This is a genomic window from Oceanotoga sp., from assembly GCF_030445905.1.
GTDB lineage: Bacteria > Thermotogota > Thermotogae > Petrotogales > Petrotogaceae > Oceanotoga > Oceanotoga teriensis.
In genome coordinates, this window is sequence record NZ_JASUSU010000005.1 from 81,647 (window position 1) to 102,001 (window position 20,355).

Sequence of the window (20,355 nt, forward strand, 5' to 3'; positions counted from 1 at the left end):
GGTAACCCCCCTAATATTATCTATTCTTTAAACAACTCAGAGTTTATTAGAGTATAATTTCCTTTACTTAAATTCTCTAAAGTATTCTTTTCAAAATACTTTTTTAAATCTGCTTTTTCATAAAATTTTATACTAATCTTATTATAACAAATTATTTCTTTTTTTTGAAAATCTACTCTTATTATATCCTTTAGTATTAATATACTTTTAACAATTTCTAATTCTGAATCCTTATCATCGCTAAAGATTATTTCTAAAGCATCTGGATAATGAACATCGCTTATAGCAACTACATCGTCCATAAAATTATAATAATAAAACCTTTGATTATTCTTAACAGTATATATATAATCCTTTTTTAAAAAAATTCCTTCATTTTTATAAAAAGGTGCCCCCTTGGGAACAAGGGGGAATATTATTTTTATTATCGAAAGAATGTATATTACAGTTATAAGAACTATCAAGAAAAAAGGTTTCATTTAAATATCTAATTCCTTAATTTTATATGCATTTTCTTCTATAAAAGTTCTTCTTAAACTTGGATCATCTCCCATTAATATTTCAATAGCTTCATTAGCCATCATAAGATCTTCTATTTTAATTTTTAACATTTTTCTTTGCTCTCTATCCATAGTTGTATCCCATAATTGGTCTGGATTCATTTCACCAAGCCCTTTATATCTTTGTAATTTAAATTTTTTACCCAAATATTCTTTTTTCTTTTGTTCAAGCTCTTCATCTGTATATAAATAAAAAGACTCTTTACCAACTTCATATTTATAAAGAGGTGGTTGAGCTATATATACATGACCTTCTTCAATTAATTCTCTCATATATCTGTAAAAAAATGTCAATATTAAAGTTCTTATATGTGCACCATCTACATCGGCATCTGTCATTATTATTATCTTACCATATCTTAATTTTGATATATCAAATTCTTCCCCTATACCTGTACCTAGAGCAGTTGTAATATTCAATATTTGTTCATTTTTTAAAAGTTTTATCATATCTTTTTTTTCTGCATTTAATATTTTACCTCTTAAAGGCAAAATAGCCTGATAATTTCTATGTCTAGCTTGTTTAGCATTACCACCTGCTGAATCTCCTTCTACTATAAATATTTCAGATTCATTCAAATCTCTTGAAATACAATCAGCAAGTTTTCCAGGTAATGTTGAATTTTCAAATATTGATTTTCTCTTAACAGAATCTCTAGCTTTTTTTGCTGCAATTCTTCTTCTTTGAGCAACTTTAACTCTTTCAATTATAGCCTTAGTTTCTTTAATATGACTATCAAAATATATAGTCAAAAACTCATTCATTATATTATTAACAGATTCTCTGGCAAGTTTAGAACCCAATTTTCCTTTTGTCTGACCTTCAAAAATAGGATTAGCCATTTTAACATGTAAAATAGCAATCATACCCTCTCTTACATCTTCACCAGTAAAATTTTCATCTTTTTCTTTTAGTATATTATGTTTTTTAGCATATTCATTTATAAGTCTTGTAAGAGCTGTTTTAAAACCAACTTCATGTTCTCCACCATCTATAGTTCTTATATTATTAACAAAAGATATTATAGTGTTTTCATCTGAATTAGTATAACCAAGCTCAAGATCTAATTGAAGCTCTGGTTCACCTTTTTTATATAAATAAGATCCTGTTATAGATATGGAGTCTGTCAAAAGTTGTTTTTTTCTTTTTTTCATATAATAATCTAAGAATTGTTTAAGTCCACCACTAAAATGAAATTTTTCTTTTTTACCTTTTTTATTGTCCACAAAATTAATAACTAAATTGGGATTTAAAAAAGCTATTTCTTTAAGTCTATTTTCTATTGAAATTGATTCAACTGAAATATCTTCATCTTCAAATATTTCAGTATCTGGTTTAAATCTTATATATGTTCCAGACTTATCAGATTTATCAATTATCTTAACAGGTTCATCAGGTACCCCTCTCTGATATCTTTGATAATAAACATCTCCATCTTTAAAAACTTTCACTTCAAAAAATTCACTTAAAGCATTTACAACTGAAGCTCCAACTCCATGAAGACCTCCAGAAACTTTATATGCATTTTTATCAAACTTACCTCCTGCATGTAATACAGTCATAACTACTTCTAAAGTACTCTTTTTCTCAGTTGGATGCATATCAACTGGAATTCCCCTACCATTATCAAGTACTTCAACTGTATCATCAGCATTTAAAATAACACTGAGTTCGGTACAATAACCATTTATATGTTCATCGACTCCATTATCAACTATTTCATAAACCATATGATTTAATCCGGCTTTTGAAGTTGATCCAATATACATACCTGGTCTCATTCTTACAGGTTCAAGCCCTTTTAAAACTTTAATTTGATTACCTGTATAAGATTTCTCAATCATTGATACACCTCCGTATTACTTTTATTTCTTTGACTACTACTTCATTGAAATAAGAGTTTATCTTATCTATAACCTGTTTTCTCAAAAAAAGCATTTCCTGCATTACAATATTATCTTGGCAGGAAATAATCAGTATTTTATCTCTTGGGTAATACTCAACAGGCTCTGTATAAATATTGAGCTTATCAGTAAAAAGTTCATTCCAATTTTTCTTTATTATAGAAATATTATAAACTTTTTTTATTACATTATCTTTTTTTGACATTTTTTTTAAAATGTCTCCGATAAAATCCAATATTAAATACCCTCCCAATTGGTTGAGTCATTTAAAATAAATTCTTTCCAATTATCCATAAGAGTTTCCGTAACTAAACCAGGAGCTGCGAATGTAAAATCAGGAAAAATTCTTCTAACCGGTACAACTCCCATTGAAGTATGGCTTAAAAAGACTTCTTCTGCTGAAAGTAATTCCCATATTTCAACATTTTGTTTTTCTTCAACTTCCATTGAAAGATTATTAGCAAGACTTAAAACATTATCTCTTGTTATACCTGGTAAAACTCCTGAAGATATATGTGGAGTAATCAATACATTACCACTTACATAAAAAATATTTGAAAAAGTACATTCTGTAACATAACCATATTCATTTAATATAATTGATTCATAATAATAATCATATTTTTTATGTACATATTTTATAAAACCATTCAAAGGAGATTTCACATAATATGGGATAACTGGATTAAATGGTTTACGTTCTCTGGCAATATTTATAACTATTCCATCTTCAAATACTTGATTATCTTCTATCAATTCTTCAACAAAAAAATAAAATGTTTTATTCTTAGTTGTTTCAGGAGTAATATACATTCTAAATCTAAACTCTTCAAAATTATGTATAGTTAAAGCTTGATTAGTAACTTCAAGTAATTTATCAAATGAAGGCATATCAAGACCCATAAAGTCTGCTGATTTTTTCATTCGTTTATAATGTTTTTTTAATGCAAATGGAATCTTTTTATAAGTTCTAAAAACTTCATATACAGTATAACCACTCATAAACCCCATATCATCTGCGTTTATCAACGGATACTCTACCCATTCTTTACCATTATAAAACATAAGAACTCACTCCTTCATCTGAAATATCTTGTATTTTAACCCTGTAAAATTTATTTTTTACAGGATTTATATTTTTAAAATCACATTTATGATGAATATAATATTCATCATACCCATAAATATAGTTATCATCAATTTTTTCAGAAAGAATAGTAACTTCTTTTCCAATAAGTTCTTTTCTATAATCTTCTGATATATTTTTACTATTCAAATTAAGAGTTTCAATTCTATCTTTTTTTATATTACCAAGTACCTGATTTTCCATTTTAGATGCTTTAGTACCTGGTCTCGCCGAAAATCTAAAACCATGAACTTTTAAAATTTTCATGTCTTTTATGGAATTTAAAAGTTCTTGAAAATCTTCATCTTCCTCATATGGAAATCCAACAATTATATCGCTTGTAATAGAAAAAAACTTATCTCTTTCTCTAAATAATTTAATAGCCTCAATTATTTTATTTTTATCATACTTTCTTCCCATAAGATTTAATATTTTATTGGAGAAGTGTTGTATTGAGAGATGTACATGTTTTTCAAATATTTTAGAATTAAAAATAATTTCAACCATTTTTTTATCTACATATTCTGGATACATAGAAGTTAATCTTATTCTAATATCATCTTCACCAAAATTTTCTTCTATCTTTTCTAAAAGTTCTGTTAAAGTTTCTGAATTGTCAAATCCAAATTGGTTTAAATTTATTCCGGTAAGAACTAATTCTTTATATCCAAGATCTATATAATTTGATATGGCTTTTAAAACTTTATTTATAGGAAGTGATCTTATCGAAGTTCCACGAGAAAATATTATTCTGCAATAAGAACATGCATTCAAACAACCTTCTTCAATGGGTATAAATATCCTTGTTCTATCATCAAAAGATTTTTCAGGAGTTATTATCTTATCTTGATTTTTTAACCAATAAGATTTATTTAGAATAACTCCTGAATCATTTATATATTTATCTATAAATTTTTTTTCAAGATTTCCTAAAACAAGATCTGCTCCTATATCTTTAAGTTTTTCTGCATCGGTATGAACATAACAACCCACTGCAATAACTTTAACATCATTATTTTTTCTTTTAATTCTTCTTATTAGTTGTCTTATTTTCCTTTCTGCCTCAGAAGTAACTGTACATGTATTAATAACATAAATATCATTTTTCCCATTTTTTTCATCAAAAGTTATATTATAGCCTATACAGTTCAACTTATCCGCCATAGCTTGCGTTTCAGCTTGATTAAGTTTACAACCAAAAGTAATCATAGAAACATTTTTACTCATCTTCTTCGCCAATCTCTCCTCTTGCTGCTTTACTCAAAAGACCTATTCTTCTTATAATACCTACAAGTTTATCATCATGATCAACAACAGGAATTATTTTTAATTTATTTTTTATTATTACATCGGCAACATGTAAAACAGTATCATCAATATATACTTTAAATGGTTTATCACTCATAAAATCAGATACTGGTTTATCAAGTATTTTGGATAATCCTTTAAAAAATTGATGACTATCAGGTATAAATGCTGAGCTTTCCATTAAACTCAAATATCCCGGTAAAGAAGCACTTATAACTCCACTTTCACTTAAATATCCTACTAATTTAAAATCTCCATTTATAACAGGCAATGCAGATAATCCATGTCTCTGACAAATTTTTATAAATCTTTCTATATTTTCATCTTCCATAATCGAAGTTAAATCTCTTTGCATTATATCTTTAGCTTTCATTCAGAACACCTCTATCCAATTCTCTCAATTGAAAATTTTGTCTTAGATCTCTCAATTTCTTCTTCAGTTCCAAGAATTTTTGCTATATAATTAGTTGAAGACATTGCAGCAGCCATACCATATTTTGCCGCTTCAAGATAATCAAACCCATTATTAATTATATAATAGACTATTCCAGACATAAAAGCATCACCTGTTCCAAAAAGATGTGATCTATCTATATCTTCTGTTGCAGTAAAAAGCCAAGCTCCATCTTCAGTCACAACTATATCACCAACAACATGATAACTCATAACTACCAACCTTGCTCCCGCTTTTATTATTTCTTTTCCAGTTTTTATATAATCTTCAGGAGTTTCAAGATTATTACCCAAAATTCTGCTACTCTTTCTCAAATCTGGTCTAACTATCATAGGACAATTTTCTCTTATAGCTTCATCAAAATGAGGTCCAACTGCTTCCATATAAGTTGTTTTACCTTGTTTTTTAGCATAAGAAAAAAGTTCTGAATAAAAAGATATAGGTATACCAGGCGGAATACTTCCAGAAATTAAAACATGATCAACAAGATTCAAAGCACTTTTATATCTTTTCAAAAAATGTTTTAAATCTTCATCATGAATAAATGGACCCATAGAATTTATTTCTGAAATTTTATTTTGAACAGGATCTATAATTTCTATATTCTCTCTTGTTTCTTCAGTACAATAAATAAAATTAGTCGTAATATTTTTTATATTGGACATTTTTGTTTGAATAACATTTCCTATATAACCTCCAAGAAACCCCATATTTATAGAGGTTACACCCAAATCTGAAGTCATGAGAGAAACATTAATTCCTTTTCCTCCAGGCTCCATATTAGAATTAGATGGATTATTTATTCTAAAGAGATTTCCACTTTCAAAATTTTCAATCACAAATTCTCTATCCAGAGATGGGTTAAGTGTTACACTAAGCAAATTATATTCCATTATCTTGCCCCCTAAATTAGTATCTGTTTAAATTATACCATATATTGATTATTTTAATGTATAAAATTTGTGTACCTAATTTAATAAAAAAAGACATCCTCAATTTATATCAAAGGATGTCTTCATATCATAAATATTATCAAGCTTTTTTATCAAGAGCTAGTTTTTCTTCATTATTTTCATATCTTCTCATTCTTGTTTCATAATTATATATACCTCTCTTAGAAGGCCATTTTTCAGCATATCCTTCTTCATACCATAATTTATCTGCATAGACTTTCCAATCTGCAGCTAATTGATCTAATTCAGGAGCTAACTCATTTATAATTCTTTCACTTCCTGGATGCTGTGGTATCGCATTAAATTTCTTAACCATAGCTCTATAAACCTTTGGATTATCTATAATTGGACAAGGTCTAAATAAGTTTTCAGAATAAGGTATTGTTCTCTTATAAGCTTCAAAGAATGGTGAACTTAAAATCTCTACTATCGATTTTTCTCTTATATTATCAACTGCAAATTGCTGGAATATACATGGTTCTGCATATCCTTTTGCATTTATATGCAAATATTTTGATCCCGCAGCAAGACAACCGTGAGATAAGAATCCATGATTCCAAAAATCAGCAACAAATGAGAATTTTCCACCTAATCTAAGTTCTTCAGTTTTTCTAAACCTTTCTAATCTTTGTTCTGCAGTTGGAACTAATTCCATGGTTGCATCGGCACCAACTGGCATGAATTGAAATACCCAAGCATAAGAAACTCCACTTTCTTTAAGGTAATCCCAGAAGGTATCATCCATAATCATTTCATGGTTCTTTCTTGTAGCTGTTATTGAAGAACCAAAAATAACGCCATTTTCTCTCATTAATTTCCAAGCATTTTGAACTTGCTTATAAATACCTTTACCTCTTCTCCAATCTGTCATAGCTTCATCGCCTTCTACAGAAATAGCAAAAGTAGCATTACCAAGCTCTGCAAGTCTCTTAGCAGAATCTTCATTTATCATTGTAGCATTTGTATAAACCATAAAATATGAATCTTGGAATTCCTCCAAAATATCATAAAAATAAGGATAAACAAAAGGTTCTCCACCAGTTATTATGAAGAAATATATTCCTAAATCATTAAATTGTCTTATTACACTGAATACTTCTTCTTTAGATAATTGATATTTATGACCATAAAGAGCTGCATAACATCCAACACATCTCAAATTACATGCATAAGTAGGAGAAATTATAGCAAGTTTAGGTAAAACTATTTTTAATTCATGCATTTTTTCTTGTCTAACTTTTTCACCAACTGCAAATTCATTAATTATCAAATTATTAATAACTTTTTCAACCACTTTAGGATTTGATCTATTAAATAATTCTACCCAATTAACAAGCATTGGATCATGTCTATCTGCACCTTCAGCTAAATGTCTTAATCCAGATTTAGCTGGTTCTTTAGCTAACTTCGTTAAAGTCCATAAAAGCTTTGCAAACTGATCAATATCTGCTTTTCTTACAACATTTGAAACCAGTTTGGCAGCTTGTTTCATCATCATAGATTTCATTGAATCCATAATTCCCATAAAAACACCTCCACCCAATATTTATACACTTAATTTTATTAAAATATCTTTAAATTCTTCTTTAAATTTTTCTTGTGGTACATTAACTCCAACAGCTTTATACATAGTAAGACCATCGAACATGGCATGAATCATCAAAGCTTTTGTTTTTGAATTAACTATCCCTTCAAGTTTTGAAAGCATTTTATTATAATAATTAGAAAAAATTTCAGTTAATTGTTTTATCATTTCATTATCATGATACGAATTAATTAGTATTTCAAAGAGTCTCATTAGTTCATCAGAAGCAAATTCAGAATGTAATGAAAAATACATCTCAGAAATAAGTTCTGCTTTATCTTCAAGTGTGTTTTTTTCTTCATATAGCTTTGATTCAACAGTATTTTCAAATTTTTTTACTAAATCTCCAAAAGCAAAAATTATAAGAGAATTTTTGTTCTTGAAATAATTATAAAGAGAACCTTTAGATAAAGCAGCTTTTTTAGCAACATCATCCATTGTGAAATTATTAAGACCTTTTTCTACAATAACTTCCAATGCAGTTTCTGCTATAAACTGTTTTTTTTCAAATTTAGTAATTTTTTTTGATGTTGTACTCAAAGCTTTTTTCACCTCTTTTATTTTCTGACTGAACGGTCAGTCATAATAATTATGACACCAGACAAAAAAATAGTCAAATACGACAATTTAACTCTAATTTTAAAGAGTTTATTTCTATTTTTCCAAAAGCCTTAATTATAGCTAAAGAAAACTATAAAAAACAGAAAACGTACAAAAGTTTAGTTGTAATATAAAAGTATTTAATTAGTTTCATTAAAGAAACTATTGTTATCATTTTTTTACTTTATAAAAAAATTAAAATTAAAATTCCATAAACACCTTCACAAATATAACTATGATATAATTATTATGAATTATATTATTGGAGGTTAAAACATTGTATTCTATTATGGTAAGAATAAATGAAATAGCTTTAAAAAATCGTAATAAAGGTATTTTTATGAATATTTTAAAAAACAATATTGAAAAAAAAGTTGGAAAAGATTTTATTTTTGAAAGGAATAATAATCGTATATATTTACATCCAAAAAACGATGGAATTATATTTGAAAATTATTTAGAATCTTTAAATGAAGTTTTTGGAATATATTCTGTATCTAAAGTTCATAGATGCAATAATAATTATGATGAAATATTAGAAAATGTTTCAAAAGAATTAAATTTTATTTTAAAAAATTCAGATATAAAAACTTTTAAAATAGAAACTAAAAGGATAGATAAAAATTTTAAAATAGAAAGTATAGATATGTCTAAAAAAATAGGTGAAGATATTTTAAAATCTTATTCTTTAGACGTGGATGTACACAATCCAGATGTAAAAGTTTTTGTCGAAATAAGGTGTGAAGGAACATATATTTATGCTAATAATTACAAATTGAATAGCGGATTACCAGTAGGTTCATCTTCAAAAGGATCTTTATTATTATCAGGTGGTATAGATAGTCCTGTTGCTGGCACTATGATGTTAAAACGAGGAATGTCTTTAAATTGTATAAATTTTATGAGTCCACCTTATACAGGACCAAAATCAACAGAAAAAATTATAAAACTTGCTCAAAGATTGAGTTTATACAATATCAATCCTTTAGATCTATATATGATTCCTTTAACAAAAATACAACTGTTATTCAAAGATAAAAAATATTCAAAATTTTCCATAATCTTACAAAGAAGATCTATGATGAGAATTGCAAATAAAATATCGGATCTATCTGAAACTAAGGTTATTATAACAGGTGAAAGTCTTGGACAAGTTGCATCTCAAACAGTAGAAAACTTGAATAGCATAGACAAAGAATCAAAAAAACTTATATTAAGACCATTAATAGGTTTTGATAAAGAAGAAACAATAAAATTATCTAAAGCTTTTAATTATTATGATATTTCCACATTACCTTATGAAGATAGTTGTACAGTTTTTTTACCCGATAGGCCTGCAACAAAATCTAAATTTGAAGTTTTAAAAAACATTGAATCAGAAATTTATGAATTAAATGAATTAGAAGATGAAGTTATAAATTTATCAAAAAAATTGAGAATAATCAATACAAAAGTAATTGAATTAGAAAAAATCGAAAAAATAAAAGGAGGACTCTTATGAAAAGATTCTTCAACAATATAGCTGATTTTATTTTTGGTATATGGTATTATATAGGATTATTTGGAATAATATATATTTATGGTAGCTGTGTGCTAATAAAAGCATATTTTATGAGAAAATCAAAGGGAGATGAAATAACAGATAAATATATAAGAAAAGTGGTTGGTAAATTTGGTAGAGGTACTTATAATGTAATAAGGACTCCTGTAGAGATTATTAATAAAGAAAAAATACCACAAAATGATAATTATGTAATTGTATCAAATCATCAAAGTTATTTTGATATTCCTTTAATACTTGGATTTGTATATGCCTCTGGGTTTCTTGCTAAAAAAGAACTTGGAAATTTTCCAGTTGTTGGAAAATTTATGAAAGATCTTGGATCTATTTTAATAGATAGAAATGATCCAAAAAGTGGTGCAGCTTCATTAAGAAAATTTGCTAAAAGTGTGAAATCAGGAAAAATAATAACCATTTTTCCTGAAGGAACGAGATCTTTAGATGGTAAAGTAGATGAATTTAAAAAAGGAACTTTAATGGTTCCTTATAGATATAAAGCTAATATTTTGCCAGTAACCATAAATGGAACACTCGATATAAGTAAAAGAGGTACTTATATCTTTAAAAGATCTAAAAATGTTAGCATAAAAATACATGATATTGTTAATCCAGAAAATTTTGCTTCTGAAGGAGAATTAAGAGAACATCTTAGATCCATAATATCAAATGATATAAAAATTTAAATTATAATATTTAGGGGGCTTTACAATGAATTTATTTGATTACAAAAATTATTTTGAAAATGAATTATTAAATTTTGTAAAACTCGAAATTTCTAATGAAGACATAAAAAAATCATTATTATATTCATTATCTTCTGGTGGAAAAAGATTGAGACCATGGTTTATAAATTCAATATCCAATGAAATAAATGTTAAAGATACATTATTATGTGAAATAGCTATAGAAATACTTCATACAACATCTTTAATACATGATGATCTTCCAGCAATAGACAATTCTAAACTTAGGCGTGGTAGAGAAACTAACCATATAAAATTCGGAGAATATAATTCTATTTTAACTGGAGACTATGGTTTTGTATTTCCTTCAAAAATATTAAAAAAACTACCTTATGGAAATAATATAAAATTAAACACAATAAACGCCTATTTAAATAGTACTTTAAGATTAATTGAAGGTGAAACAGAAGATGTAATTTTTGAAAAAAAAGGAATTAACCCAGCCTACAAAGAAATAATTAACATGTATAAGAAAAAAACAGGGGAATTATTTGGATTATCTTTTAGTATACCTTTTATATTAAAAGGCGATGAAGATAAATCAAAAATATTTTATGAAAATGGTATTAAATTTGGTATTTCTTTTCAAATATATGATGATTTAAAAGATATTTTATATGATTCTAAAGAATTAGGAAAAGATGTTGGAAAAGATGAAAATAAAAAAACATTGATTTCTAAAATTGGATTGGAAGAAGCTAAAAAATTTGCTGATGAAAATCTTCAAAATACTTTAAATTCTTTTAAATCAGAAAATTTACACCATACTCTAAAAAATATAATAGAATTAAAAAACATTATAGAAAAAAGATAGGTGATATTATATGGCTGGGGAAAAAAAAGAAAAAGAAATAAAAGAAAACAAAAAGAAATTAAAGTTGAACTTTGATATAAAAAAATTAATAAATTTTCAAAAGCTAAAATTGAATCTAAAAAGGTTAAGATATAACAAAAAAGTTTTTATGATAATTATAATAAGTCTAATAATTATCATAGGTGTTATAAGTTTTTTTATATTTATAAACTCAAATCAAAATTCTAAAGTTACTAAAATGATAAAATCCAAAGAATTAAGTGTTATAGTTCCTCAGGATGCTTTTAATTCTGAAAAAAAATTTATAATTGAAGAAATACCTGAAAATTCTATAGAATATCAAAATTTAGTATCTTTAGGTAATTTTTATGGAAAAATTTATAATGTAAAACCAGAAGACGGCAAAGAAGAATCTTCTCTTATACCTCTGAAAGTAAGATATAAAATACCTCCAAATTTATATTTTGGAGATAATTTTATTAATTTTACTTTAGGATATTCATCAGATGGAGAACCTCCTATAGTATCAGAATTTTCTGGTGCAAGAGTGATAAAAGAAAACAATACATATTATTTAGAAGCCGAAACTTTTCATTTATCTAAAATTGGTCTTATAGTAAAATCACCTCAAGAATCAGATTATGGAATGAAAACATTGATCGAAAAACCAGTGAGTATAGAACCTGATATTTTATTAATACCAGGTACAGATCTTAATTTCACGGGATATCTTTCTAATACTTCAACTTCTGAAAATCCATACGGAAACAATTTCTGGAGTGTTTTATTTCCAAAAAGGAGTATTTGGGAATACAAGTACCCTATGATAGACACAAAAAGTAAAGTATATTATGATTCTTATCTTGGATATTTAATAAGAACTGGTTCAAAAAGTTTTATAGAATTTGAAGCTAAGAGACTTGCACAACAATTAAAAAGATTTCCAAATAAAGAATTTGATATAGTAGCTCATGGAATAGGTGGACTAATAGCTAGATATGCTATCGAATCAGATAAAGAAATTAATAATGTTAAAAATATAGTTTTAATATCAACACCTAATAAGGGAACTAATTTAGTCAATCCAATTTTTTATAATTTATTTTACGGTAAAAATAGCAAATTATTATCAAATGCATTTAATATTTCTGAACAAACTGCAATAAACATATCTTATAATACAAATTTCTTTTTAGAACAAATAAATTCATATTATGAAGATATTATGCCAAATTCTAAATTTTTAAATCAATTAAATTCATATGGGAAAAATGAAAATACGAGATATCTCGCAATAGCTGGAAATAACCCAAAAATGTCTAAAGAACTTTCAAATTCTTCTATTTCAAAAATTTATCCTGAATTTTTGAATTCTAAAGGCGACGGTGTTGTTTCAGTAGAAAGTGCTTTACTTGAAAATGCTGATAAAAATCTTTTATATTCAAAAAATTTTTATGAAATGTATTCAAATCCAGATGTATTAGATAGTATTAAAAGATTTTTGAATGAATCGGTAGAAAAAATTGAAATAAAAGATTTTCAAGATGATGATTTTATAGAAACTTATACTGAAAAAGAGGCTAAAGAAAAGATCATAGAAGAAAATTATAGATATTTCAAACTTCCAGAACAGTATAATGAAGAAAACATATTAACTAATTTAAATACTTTAAGTAAAATTAATACTTCAAATTCTATCTTAAGAAAAATCGGGAATAAAATCCTTATAGAAACTGAACAGGGTATTTATTCAATTTATGGAGAAAAGATTTTTGATTCTATTATCAAAGGTGGAGTTGTATACAACAATAGATATTATGTATCTACAGATACAGGGATATATGTTAGTGATGATCAAAATGATTTATTTCTAAAAATATCTGATGAAACGAAAAATGCAGATGAAATTTATTATATACCAGATAAAGGACTTTTATATATCGTTAATTCTTCCGATAAATCGTCTGTATACTTTAAAAATCAATTAATAGATAACTCATCTAAATTAACAAAATTTAAAATATTAAATGATGATATATATTTAATATTTAATGATAAAATTTCTAAAATTGAAAATGATAGAATTGTTGATATAATAAACGAAAAATATTTAAAAGAAAATTTGAAAATTGATTTTGATAGTATAATTGATTTTGAAAAGAATAATGATTTATACTTTATTTTGACTTCTGATTATAAACTTTTAATGTTTGACCTAATAAATCTAAAAGGAGAAGTAATCGGCGATCAAGATATTGGAAAAGTAAAATTATTAAAAAAAGATAATAGACTATTTATAATAGGTTCTGATACTCTAACTTATATAGATTTAACTAATAGAATATTTAAAGGTAATTATCAAAGATTAAATTCAGATATACATGATATAATGTTTATTGATAATGATGTTTATCTATTAAATAATGATATAAGGGGTTATGAAATATGGCTTGGAAAAATAAAATAATAATTATACTCATATTAATAATAAGCATAACCTCCATAGCCTCAAATTATGAAAGTGCTTATACATTTTATTTATCTGGATTAAAAGCTTTTAGATCTGGAGATTATGAAGTTGCTGAAACATTTTTAATGAAATCACTGGAAAGTTCAGCCAAGATAGAAGCTGATATACCTGAAATAAAACTTTATCTTGGATTGTCAGCATTTCATAATCAAAAATATGATTTAGCTGAACAATTGTTAAAATTATTTCCAGAAAATTCTCTTGCAAAAGAAGCTTTAAATTCAATAAAAAATAATAATTTAACTCAAGAATTAAATTTTGATGAATATAAAATAACCCAAGACTCAAGCCCAATTGAAGAAGAAACTAAATCTAATAACACAGGAACTTTCATAATCATAACTGTAATAATATTTATTGTATCAGCCTTGATAAGTATAATGATGATATTTATATTAAGAAAAACAATGACTATAAAACCTAAAAAATCTGATATTACGGTTGAAGAAATTGCTGAAAAACAAATAGAAGAAACCCCAAAAATAAACTTAGAAGAAGTTATGAATCTAAAACTGGATAATTTAGATACCATATGGCAAAAATCTTCCGCATTAAAAAAACTTTTAGGTGAAATTGATGATGATATTGAAAATAATGAAATAAACGAAGAGAGCGCTACACTTGAAGACAAAACAGATCAATTAAAAGATTTAATTGATGAATCTTTAAAAGAGGCAAATATAGATGAAATTGAAAGTCTTCTCAATAATTTAGAAGATGAATCATTTAATGAAAAAGATTCCGAAACAGATAATCAAGATACTGATGAAAAATTAATCGAATCAGAAAATAAAAATATTGATGAAAAATTGATTGAAACAGAAAATCAAAAAAATGATTTAAATATTGATTTTAAAGTAGAAGCAGAAGAAAATCAGAAATTATTAGATGAAATTGATTCAAATATAAAAGCAGATACTGATTTAAATAATAAATTCAAGTCGATAATGAAAGAAGATGAAATTGAATTAGTGCAAGAAGCTGAAACTGCTCTTGACTTAGAAAAATTGATACAAGATATAGAAGAATATAATAAAGAAAAAGGATCTAAAAAATATTCTCAAACCCAATTAGATAAAATTTTTAAAAACAATTTTTTTAAAGTAAATATAAAATAAAAAAGTCCCTTCTAAGTGAAGGGACTTTTTGGAGCGGATAATGGGACTCGAACCCACAACATCCAGCTTGGGAAGCTGGCGCTCTGCCATTGAACTATATCCGCTTACAAGATATAATTATAATACTAAAAAAAATAAAAATCAAGTGTTAAGGAGGGATATTTTGTGCACAAAGATAAATATTTTAAAATAATGTCTATAAGCACCCTAACTATTTTTATTGTTGCTTGTATTACATTATTACCACCGCGATTCAAGGGTAATATTTCTTATAATGATACTATTTTTACATTGGGTAGCATAAGCATAAAATGGTATGGTTTATTAATTTCTTCCTCTATTTTAATAGCTACTTTAATTGCTTTAAAACAATCCAGAAGAGAAAAAATACTTGAAGATGATTTGATAAATGCAATAATAATAGGAATAGTAGTATCTGTGATAAGTGCAAGATTATATTATGTATTATTTAATCTCGATTATTTTTCAAAAAACCCCTCAGAAATATTAAAAACATATCATGGTGGAATGGCCATACATGGAGCTATATTAGGTGCCATTTTATCAACTTATTTATATACTAAATTCAAAAAAAATTCTTCTATAAAATTTTTACAAGGAACAGATCTATTTACACATGTATTGCCTTTATCTCAAGCTATTGGAAGATGGGGAAACTTTTTTAATAATGAAGCTTATGGTACTCCAACAAATCTTCCATGGAAAATGTTTGTAGAACCTCAAAATAGAATGCCAGGTTATGAAAAATTTGAATTTTTTCATCCAACATTTTTATATGAATCTTTTTTTGATCTTATAATTTTCTTAATTCTTTTATATTATATTAGAAATAAAAGAGAGAAATTTGGTGAAGTAACAGCTCTTTATATGATGTTATATTCAATAATTAGAGGTAATATTGAACTTTTAAGAACGGATAGTCTATATATAGGAAATATAAAACAGAATGTATTAATAAGTATTGTACTTTTTATAATAGGTTTAATTTTATTTATAAATTTAAAGAAGAAAAGAAGTGTAAATATTGAAAAAAAATAAAATACTTAAATTAATAATAGTATTTTTAATTGTTTATCTATTATTAATTCCAGTAACTATAACTATTCAAAAAAATGATACAATAAAAATATATAGCACTGGCTTCACTAAAATATTTACTTTTGATTATGAAACAGAAAATTTCAAAGAAAAAAATTTTATTTTTTATACACAAGAAAAAATAAAACCAATTAATATAATAAACATTAAAAACTCTTTTTTAAGATTACAATATGGGGAAAAAATAATACAGAAACAAAAAAACATAAATTCAGCTTTATTCATATATAATTCAAAATATGATATAAAATCAAATAAAAATTTTTATACCAATAAAAAATGGATATATGATGAAATACCTCTGATTGAAAATTTTTATTCATATCTTCCTAAATTCAAAGATAATATTTATATATTATATCAACCATTCAAAAGATCTTTTAATATAATGCCAAATATATACATAGTAAATTCAAAGAAAGATATATATCATGAATTGACTCATTATTATTTTCCCGGAATTGTAAAAAAAAGTTCATTAAACGATGAATGGCCAGAAATTATTGCTGAATCTGTTTCGCTATTAAAATTAAAACAATTCGATGAAATGGCTTATAACAACGAAATAAATTTAAAAACATTAAATTTTTATGTTGAACCATATGGTAAAAAAACATTAAATTTTTTAGAACTTATGAATTATTCAAAAAATAAAACTTTTAATTTTTTAAATTACATATTAAATAATTATAATAAATTAAATGATGAAGAATTCTATCAAATAATTATTCGGGGTGATTTTTAATGCTTAATTTATTTCTTATATTATTCGGATTAATATTATTGGCAAAGGGTGCTGATGTATTAATCGAAGGAGCTTTAGGATTTTCAAAAAAACTGGGAGTTTCTGAACTTTTTACTGGTCTTACACTTGTAGCTTTTGGAACAAGTGCCCCTGAATTAGTGGTCGGTATAAGTGCATCTTTAAATAATTCTGGAATAGCTCTTGGTAATGTCTTAGGATCTAATGTATCCAATATAGCTTTAATACTTGGAATGGCAGTTTTAATAAAACCAGCTCCAATGGGAAAATCAACCATGAAATTTGAAATGCCTTTTTTAATAATAATTTCAACCGTAATTTTTTCTATGATAATTGAAGATTCAAGTGTTATAAGTAGATTTGATGGACTAATATTAATATCTTTTTTATTAATTTTTATTATTTATTTATATATGATGGCAAAAAATGATAAAGAAGTTCAAAATCAATTATTAGAAGATATAAAAGATGATGAAAATGATGAAATGGGATGGACAAAAATAATTTTATTAAGTTCAATAGGTATTATTATGTTGGCAATTGGTGGAGACTTAACTGTAAACAATTCCATAAAACTTGCAAGAATAATAGGAATATCAGAATCTTTAATTGGAGTAACAATAGTTGCAGTAGGAACATCTCTTCCAGAACTCGTAACGGCAATCGCAGCTTCAAAAAAAGGTTCTAATGACATCCTTTTAGGTAATATTATAGGATCAAATATATTTAACATATTAACAATAGTTGGAATTTCTTCTTTAATAAATGATATAAAACCTGATAGAGGATTGACTTTTGATGCTTTTTATTCATTAATACTTGCAATAATTTTATTGTTTGGTACTTTATTATCTAAAAAGAAAAAAGTAGGAAGACCTCTTGGATTTATTTTTATTTTAATGTATATTTTTTATATATATCAAAGTATAGTACTTGGATAAGGGGATGTAAAAATGAAAATTGAAAATATAGGTCATTCAGCATTTTATATTCAATCAATCAAAAATATAATAATAGATCCATTTATAACAGGAAATCCTCAGGCTAAAAAAAATAAAGATGATTTTGAAAAAATAGATTATATTTTAATTACACATGGACATGATGATCATATTGGAGATAGTATATATCTTGCAAAAAAAACAAATGCTAAAATAATATGTAATTTTGAGATTGCATTATATTTACAAAAAGTTGGATTGCAAAATATACATCCAATGCATATAGGTGGTAGTTATAAATTTGAATTTGGAAAGGTAAAAATGACTTCGGCTCTTCATGGTTCATCAATAATAGATGGAAATGAAATAATATATGCAGGAAACCCGTGTGGATATTTGATTGAAATAGAAAACAAAAAAATATATCATGCTGGTGATACAGGTTTAAGTATGGAAATGCATTTATTAAAAACAGAAAATATAGATATAGCTTTATTACCAATAGGTGGCAATTATGTTATGGATATAGATGATGCTATCAAAGCCGTAGAAATTATTAACCCAAAATTTGTAATTCCAATGCATTTTAATACTTGGGATATTATTAGGGCTGATAAAAATCTATTCAAAAGTAAAGTAGAGTCTCTTGGAAAAAAATTTTTGAATTTAAATCCGGGAGAAATATTAGACTTTTAAATAATTAATGAGGTGATTATTATGAAAAAAAACATAATATTATTATTTATTATTTTAATAAATATATTTACTTTTTCATATAAATACATATTCTTTTTTATTGGTGATGGAATGGGATTTAATCATATTTCTATATCTCAAACATATTTAGAAAAAAATAATGAAACAAATTTAAATTTATACAAATTAGAAAGTTTATCAACTTTAAAAACTAATTCTTTAAATACTGTAACAGATTCAGCAGCTGCAATAACTGCTATGATGTCATTTGAAAAAACCTATAATGAACAGATAAATATAGATAAAGAAGGAAAAAAAATTTCTCCAATAACCTATCATTTAAAAGATTCCGGATATAAAATAGGTATAATAACCAAATCTTCTATTACTGATGCAACACCTGCTGGATTATATGCAAGAACCTCTAATAGAAAAAATCATAAAGAAATAGCTGATCAACTTTTAAAAAGTAATATAGATCTCGCAATTGGTGGAGGAACTGCATTTTTTGATAATGACAAAATAAAAAATTCGAATTTCAGATATAATAACAGTTTAAAACAAATTCCTTCAGAAGAACAAGAATTAATACTAACTAATTATTCAAATGTTCCTTTTGCAATAGATTCAAAAACAAATTATTTGAAACCTGGATTAGAATACGCATTAAAAAAATTTTCAAATAATAATTTTTTTATACTCATCGAAGGTGCAAGAATAGATCATGCTTCACATGCACATGATATAAAAACAATGATATATGAAATGTTAGAACTAGACTCAACTTTAGAAACAGCTTTAAATTTTTATAATAAACATAAAAATGAAACTTTAATAATTTTTACTTCTGATCATGAAACTGGCGGATTATCTCTTGGTGATGGTTTTTTAAGTATTTCTAAAATTGAAGACCAAAAATTTTCTTATGAAAAAATTGCCAATACAATTAAAAATACAAATAATTATGATGATTTTGTAAAAGAAGTAAATATTAAAGGTTTAGAAAAAGAATATAATGAAACTAAAAATTCAAAAGATTATACTTACAATTCTCCATTGATAAGAAAATATCTTGATACTATGCAAAAAAAAGCTGGGTTCTCATGGTCAACATATGGTCATACTATGAGTAATGTTCCATTATTTTCAGAAGGGTTAAAATATCCTAATTTAGTAGATAATACAAAAATTTTCACTTTCATATTAAACAAATAAAAATATGAAATTTTTTTCATTAAATATAAATAAACTCTCTATATAAGGTTATATAACTTTAAAATCAATTATTTAAAGCTTTGAAAAATTTTTCTTTTCTTGTATAATGAAAATACAGAACACTCAAGATGGTTACCCTCCCTCCTGAAGTGTTTTGTCCCCGGAAAATTTTAGTGAATTCTATAATTCACTCATAAAGGCCTTTATAAGGCCTTTTTTTTATTGTTTTTTTAATAAAAATATGGTAATATTATTATGATAAAAAAATATAGTGACTTGAAAAATAGAGCAATAAAAAAGGGATATGAAATAAAAAACAAGTAAATGAAAAGCAACAAAAATAAAAACAAGTAAAAAAAGGAAT

General features: G+C 25.4%; 19 protein-coding genes and 1 tRNA gene. 10 read left to right on the forward strand and 10 right to left on the reverse strand.

The genetic code is table 11. From position 1 onward, the window contains the following. Positions 1 to 20: 20 nt before the first annotated feature. The 9 genes from PWP28_RS02620 to PWP28_RS02660 form a co-directional block, all read right to left on the reverse strand. Complete coding sequence (locus tag PWP28_RS02620; protein WP_264150049.1) at positions 21 to 479, reverse strand: hypothetical protein; 459 nt, start codon at positions 477 to 479, stop codon at positions 21 to 23. After that, entirely contained in the window at positions 480 to 2,405 is a 1,926-nt protein-coding gene (locus tag PWP28_RS02625) for a DNA topoisomerase subunit B (protein ID WP_308644205.1), read from the reverse strand. After that, positions 2,398 to 2,700: a DUF721 domain-containing protein gene (locus tag PWP28_RS02630; RefSeq protein ID WP_308644206.1), complete on the reverse strand. Its 303-nt coding sequence runs from the start codon at positions 2,698 to 2,700 to the stop codon at positions 2,398 to 2,400. The genes PWP28_RS02625 and PWP28_RS02630 overlap by 8 nt, the downstream gene beginning before the upstream one ends. 2 nt (positions 2,701 to 2,702) lie before the next feature. Further along, a complete protein-coding gene (locus PWP28_RS02635) occupies positions 2,703 to 3,530 on the reverse strand; it encodes an aminotransferase class IV (RefSeq protein ID WP_109603574.1) in 828 nt (275 codons plus the stop codon). Further along, the gene (gene mtaB / locus PWP28_RS02640; protein WP_308644207.1) at positions 3,520 to 4,818 is read right to left on the reverse strand and encodes a tRNA (N(6)-L-threonylcarbamoyladenosine(37)-C(2))-methylthiotransferase MtaB; all 1,299 of its coding nucleotides are present in this window, start codon (positions 4,816 to 4,818) and stop codon (positions 3,520 to 3,522) included. Before mtaB ends, PWP28_RS02635 begins: the two co-directional genes overlap by 11 nt. Then, positions 4,811 to 5,272: an HPP family protein gene (locus PWP28_RS02645; RefSeq protein WP_109603576.1), complete on the reverse strand. Its 462-nt coding sequence runs from the start codon at positions 5,270 to 5,272 to the stop codon at positions 4,811 to 4,813. Before PWP28_RS02645 ends, mtaB begins: the two co-directional genes overlap by 8 nt. A gap of 11 nt (positions 5,273 to 5,283) precedes the next feature. After that, positions 5,284 to 6,246 (reverse strand): PfkB family carbohydrate kinase, encoded by a 963-nt coding sequence (locus tag PWP28_RS02650; protein ID WP_308644208.1) that lies wholly within the window; start codon positions 6,244 to 6,246, stop codon positions 5,284 to 5,286. A gap of 139 nt (positions 6,247 to 6,385) precedes the next feature. Then, positions 6,386 to 7,831, reverse strand: coding sequence for a radical SAM protein (locus PWP28_RS02655; RefSeq protein ID WP_109603578.1), 1,446 nt, complete (start codon positions 7,829 to 7,831; stop codon positions 6,386 to 6,388). A gap of 21 nt (positions 7,832 to 7,852) precedes the next feature. Beyond that, complete coding sequence (locus PWP28_RS02660) at positions 7,853 to 8,431, reverse strand: TetR/AcrR family transcriptional regulator (protein ID WP_264150046.1); 579 nt, start codon at positions 8,429 to 8,431, stop codon at positions 7,853 to 7,855. 337 nt (positions 8,432 to 8,768) lie between these two features. On the opposite strand from PWP28_RS02660, the gene thiI reads away from it, so the two are divergent. Genes thiI through PWP28_RS02685 form a run of 5 tightly spaced genes read left to right on the forward strand, consistent with a single transcriptional unit; the run spans position 8,769 to position 15,257 of the window. After that, positions 8,769 to 9,992 carry a tRNA uracil 4-sulfurtransferase ThiI gene (thiI, locus tag PWP28_RS02665; protein WP_109603580.1) on the forward strand — a complete coding sequence of 408 codons (1,224 nt, stop codon included), beginning with the start codon at positions 8,769 to 8,771 and terminating at the stop codon, positions 9,990 to 9,992. After that, positions 9,989 to 10,735, forward strand: coding sequence for a 1-acyl-sn-glycerol-3-phosphate acyltransferase (locus PWP28_RS02670; RefSeq protein WP_109603581.1), 747 nt, complete (start codon positions 9,989 to 9,991; stop codon positions 10,733 to 10,735). Before thiI ends, PWP28_RS02670 begins: the two co-directional genes overlap by 4 nt. Before the next feature lie 25 nt (positions 10,736 to 10,760). Beyond that, a complete protein-coding gene (locus tag PWP28_RS02675) occupies positions 10,761 to 11,609 on the forward strand; it encodes a polyprenyl synthetase family protein (RefSeq protein WP_264150044.1) in 849 nt (282 codons plus the stop codon). Positions 11,610 to 11,619: 10 nt separating this feature from the next. Then, positions 11,620 to 14,076, forward strand: a complete 2,457-nt coding sequence (locus PWP28_RS02680) for a hypothetical protein (RefSeq protein WP_308644209.1) — start codon at positions 11,620 to 11,622, stop codon at positions 14,074 to 14,076. Then, positions 14,055 to 15,257, forward strand: a complete 1,203-nt coding sequence (locus tag PWP28_RS02685) for a hypothetical protein (protein ID WP_264150042.1) — start codon at positions 14,055 to 14,057, stop codon at positions 15,255 to 15,257. Before PWP28_RS02680 ends, PWP28_RS02685 begins: the two co-directional genes overlap by 22 nt. Before the next feature lie 29 nt (positions 15,258 to 15,286). Here PWP28_RS02685 and PWP28_RS02690 read toward each other — a convergent pair. Continuing rightward, positions 15,287 to 15,361: transfer RNA gene (locus PWP28_RS02690), tRNA-Gly, on the reverse strand. Positions 15,362 to 15,422: 61 nt separating this feature from the next. Between PWP28_RS02690 and lgt the strand changes: the two genes are divergently transcribed. The 5 genes from lgt to PWP28_RS02715 are packed head-to-tail and all read left to right on the forward strand — an operon-like array spanning position 15,423 to position 19,991. Continuing rightward, positions 15,423 to 16,316: a prolipoprotein diacylglyceryl transferase gene (gene lgt / locus PWP28_RS02695; protein WP_240597459.1), complete on the forward strand. Its 894-nt coding sequence runs from the start codon at positions 15,423 to 15,425 to the stop codon at positions 16,314 to 16,316. After that, positions 16,303 to 17,121 carry a hypothetical protein gene (locus tag PWP28_RS02700; RefSeq protein WP_308644210.1) on the forward strand — a complete coding sequence of 273 codons (819 nt, stop codon included), beginning with the start codon at positions 16,303 to 16,305 and terminating at the stop codon, positions 17,119 to 17,121. The genes lgt and PWP28_RS02700 overlap by 14 nt, the downstream gene beginning before the upstream one ends. Beyond that, a complete protein-coding gene (locus tag PWP28_RS02705; protein WP_109603586.1) occupies positions 17,121 to 18,080 on the forward strand; it encodes a calcium/sodium antiporter in 960 nt (319 codons plus the stop codon). The genes PWP28_RS02700 and PWP28_RS02705 overlap by 1 nt, the downstream gene beginning before the upstream one ends. Positions 18,081 to 18,092: 12 nt before the next feature. After that, the gene (locus PWP28_RS02710; protein ID WP_264150039.1) at positions 18,093 to 18,776 is read left to right on the forward strand and encodes a metal-dependent hydrolase; all 684 of its coding nucleotides are present in this window, start codon (positions 18,093 to 18,095) and stop codon (positions 18,774 to 18,776) included. A 21-nt stretch (positions 18,777 to 18,797) separates the two neighbouring features. After that, on the forward strand, positions 18,798 to 19,991 hold the full coding sequence (locus PWP28_RS02715) for an alkaline phosphatase (protein WP_308644211.1): 1,194 nt from the start codon (positions 18,798 to 18,800) through the stop codon (positions 19,989 to 19,991). The last annotated feature ends 364 nt before the right edge of the window (positions 19,992 to 20,355 follow it).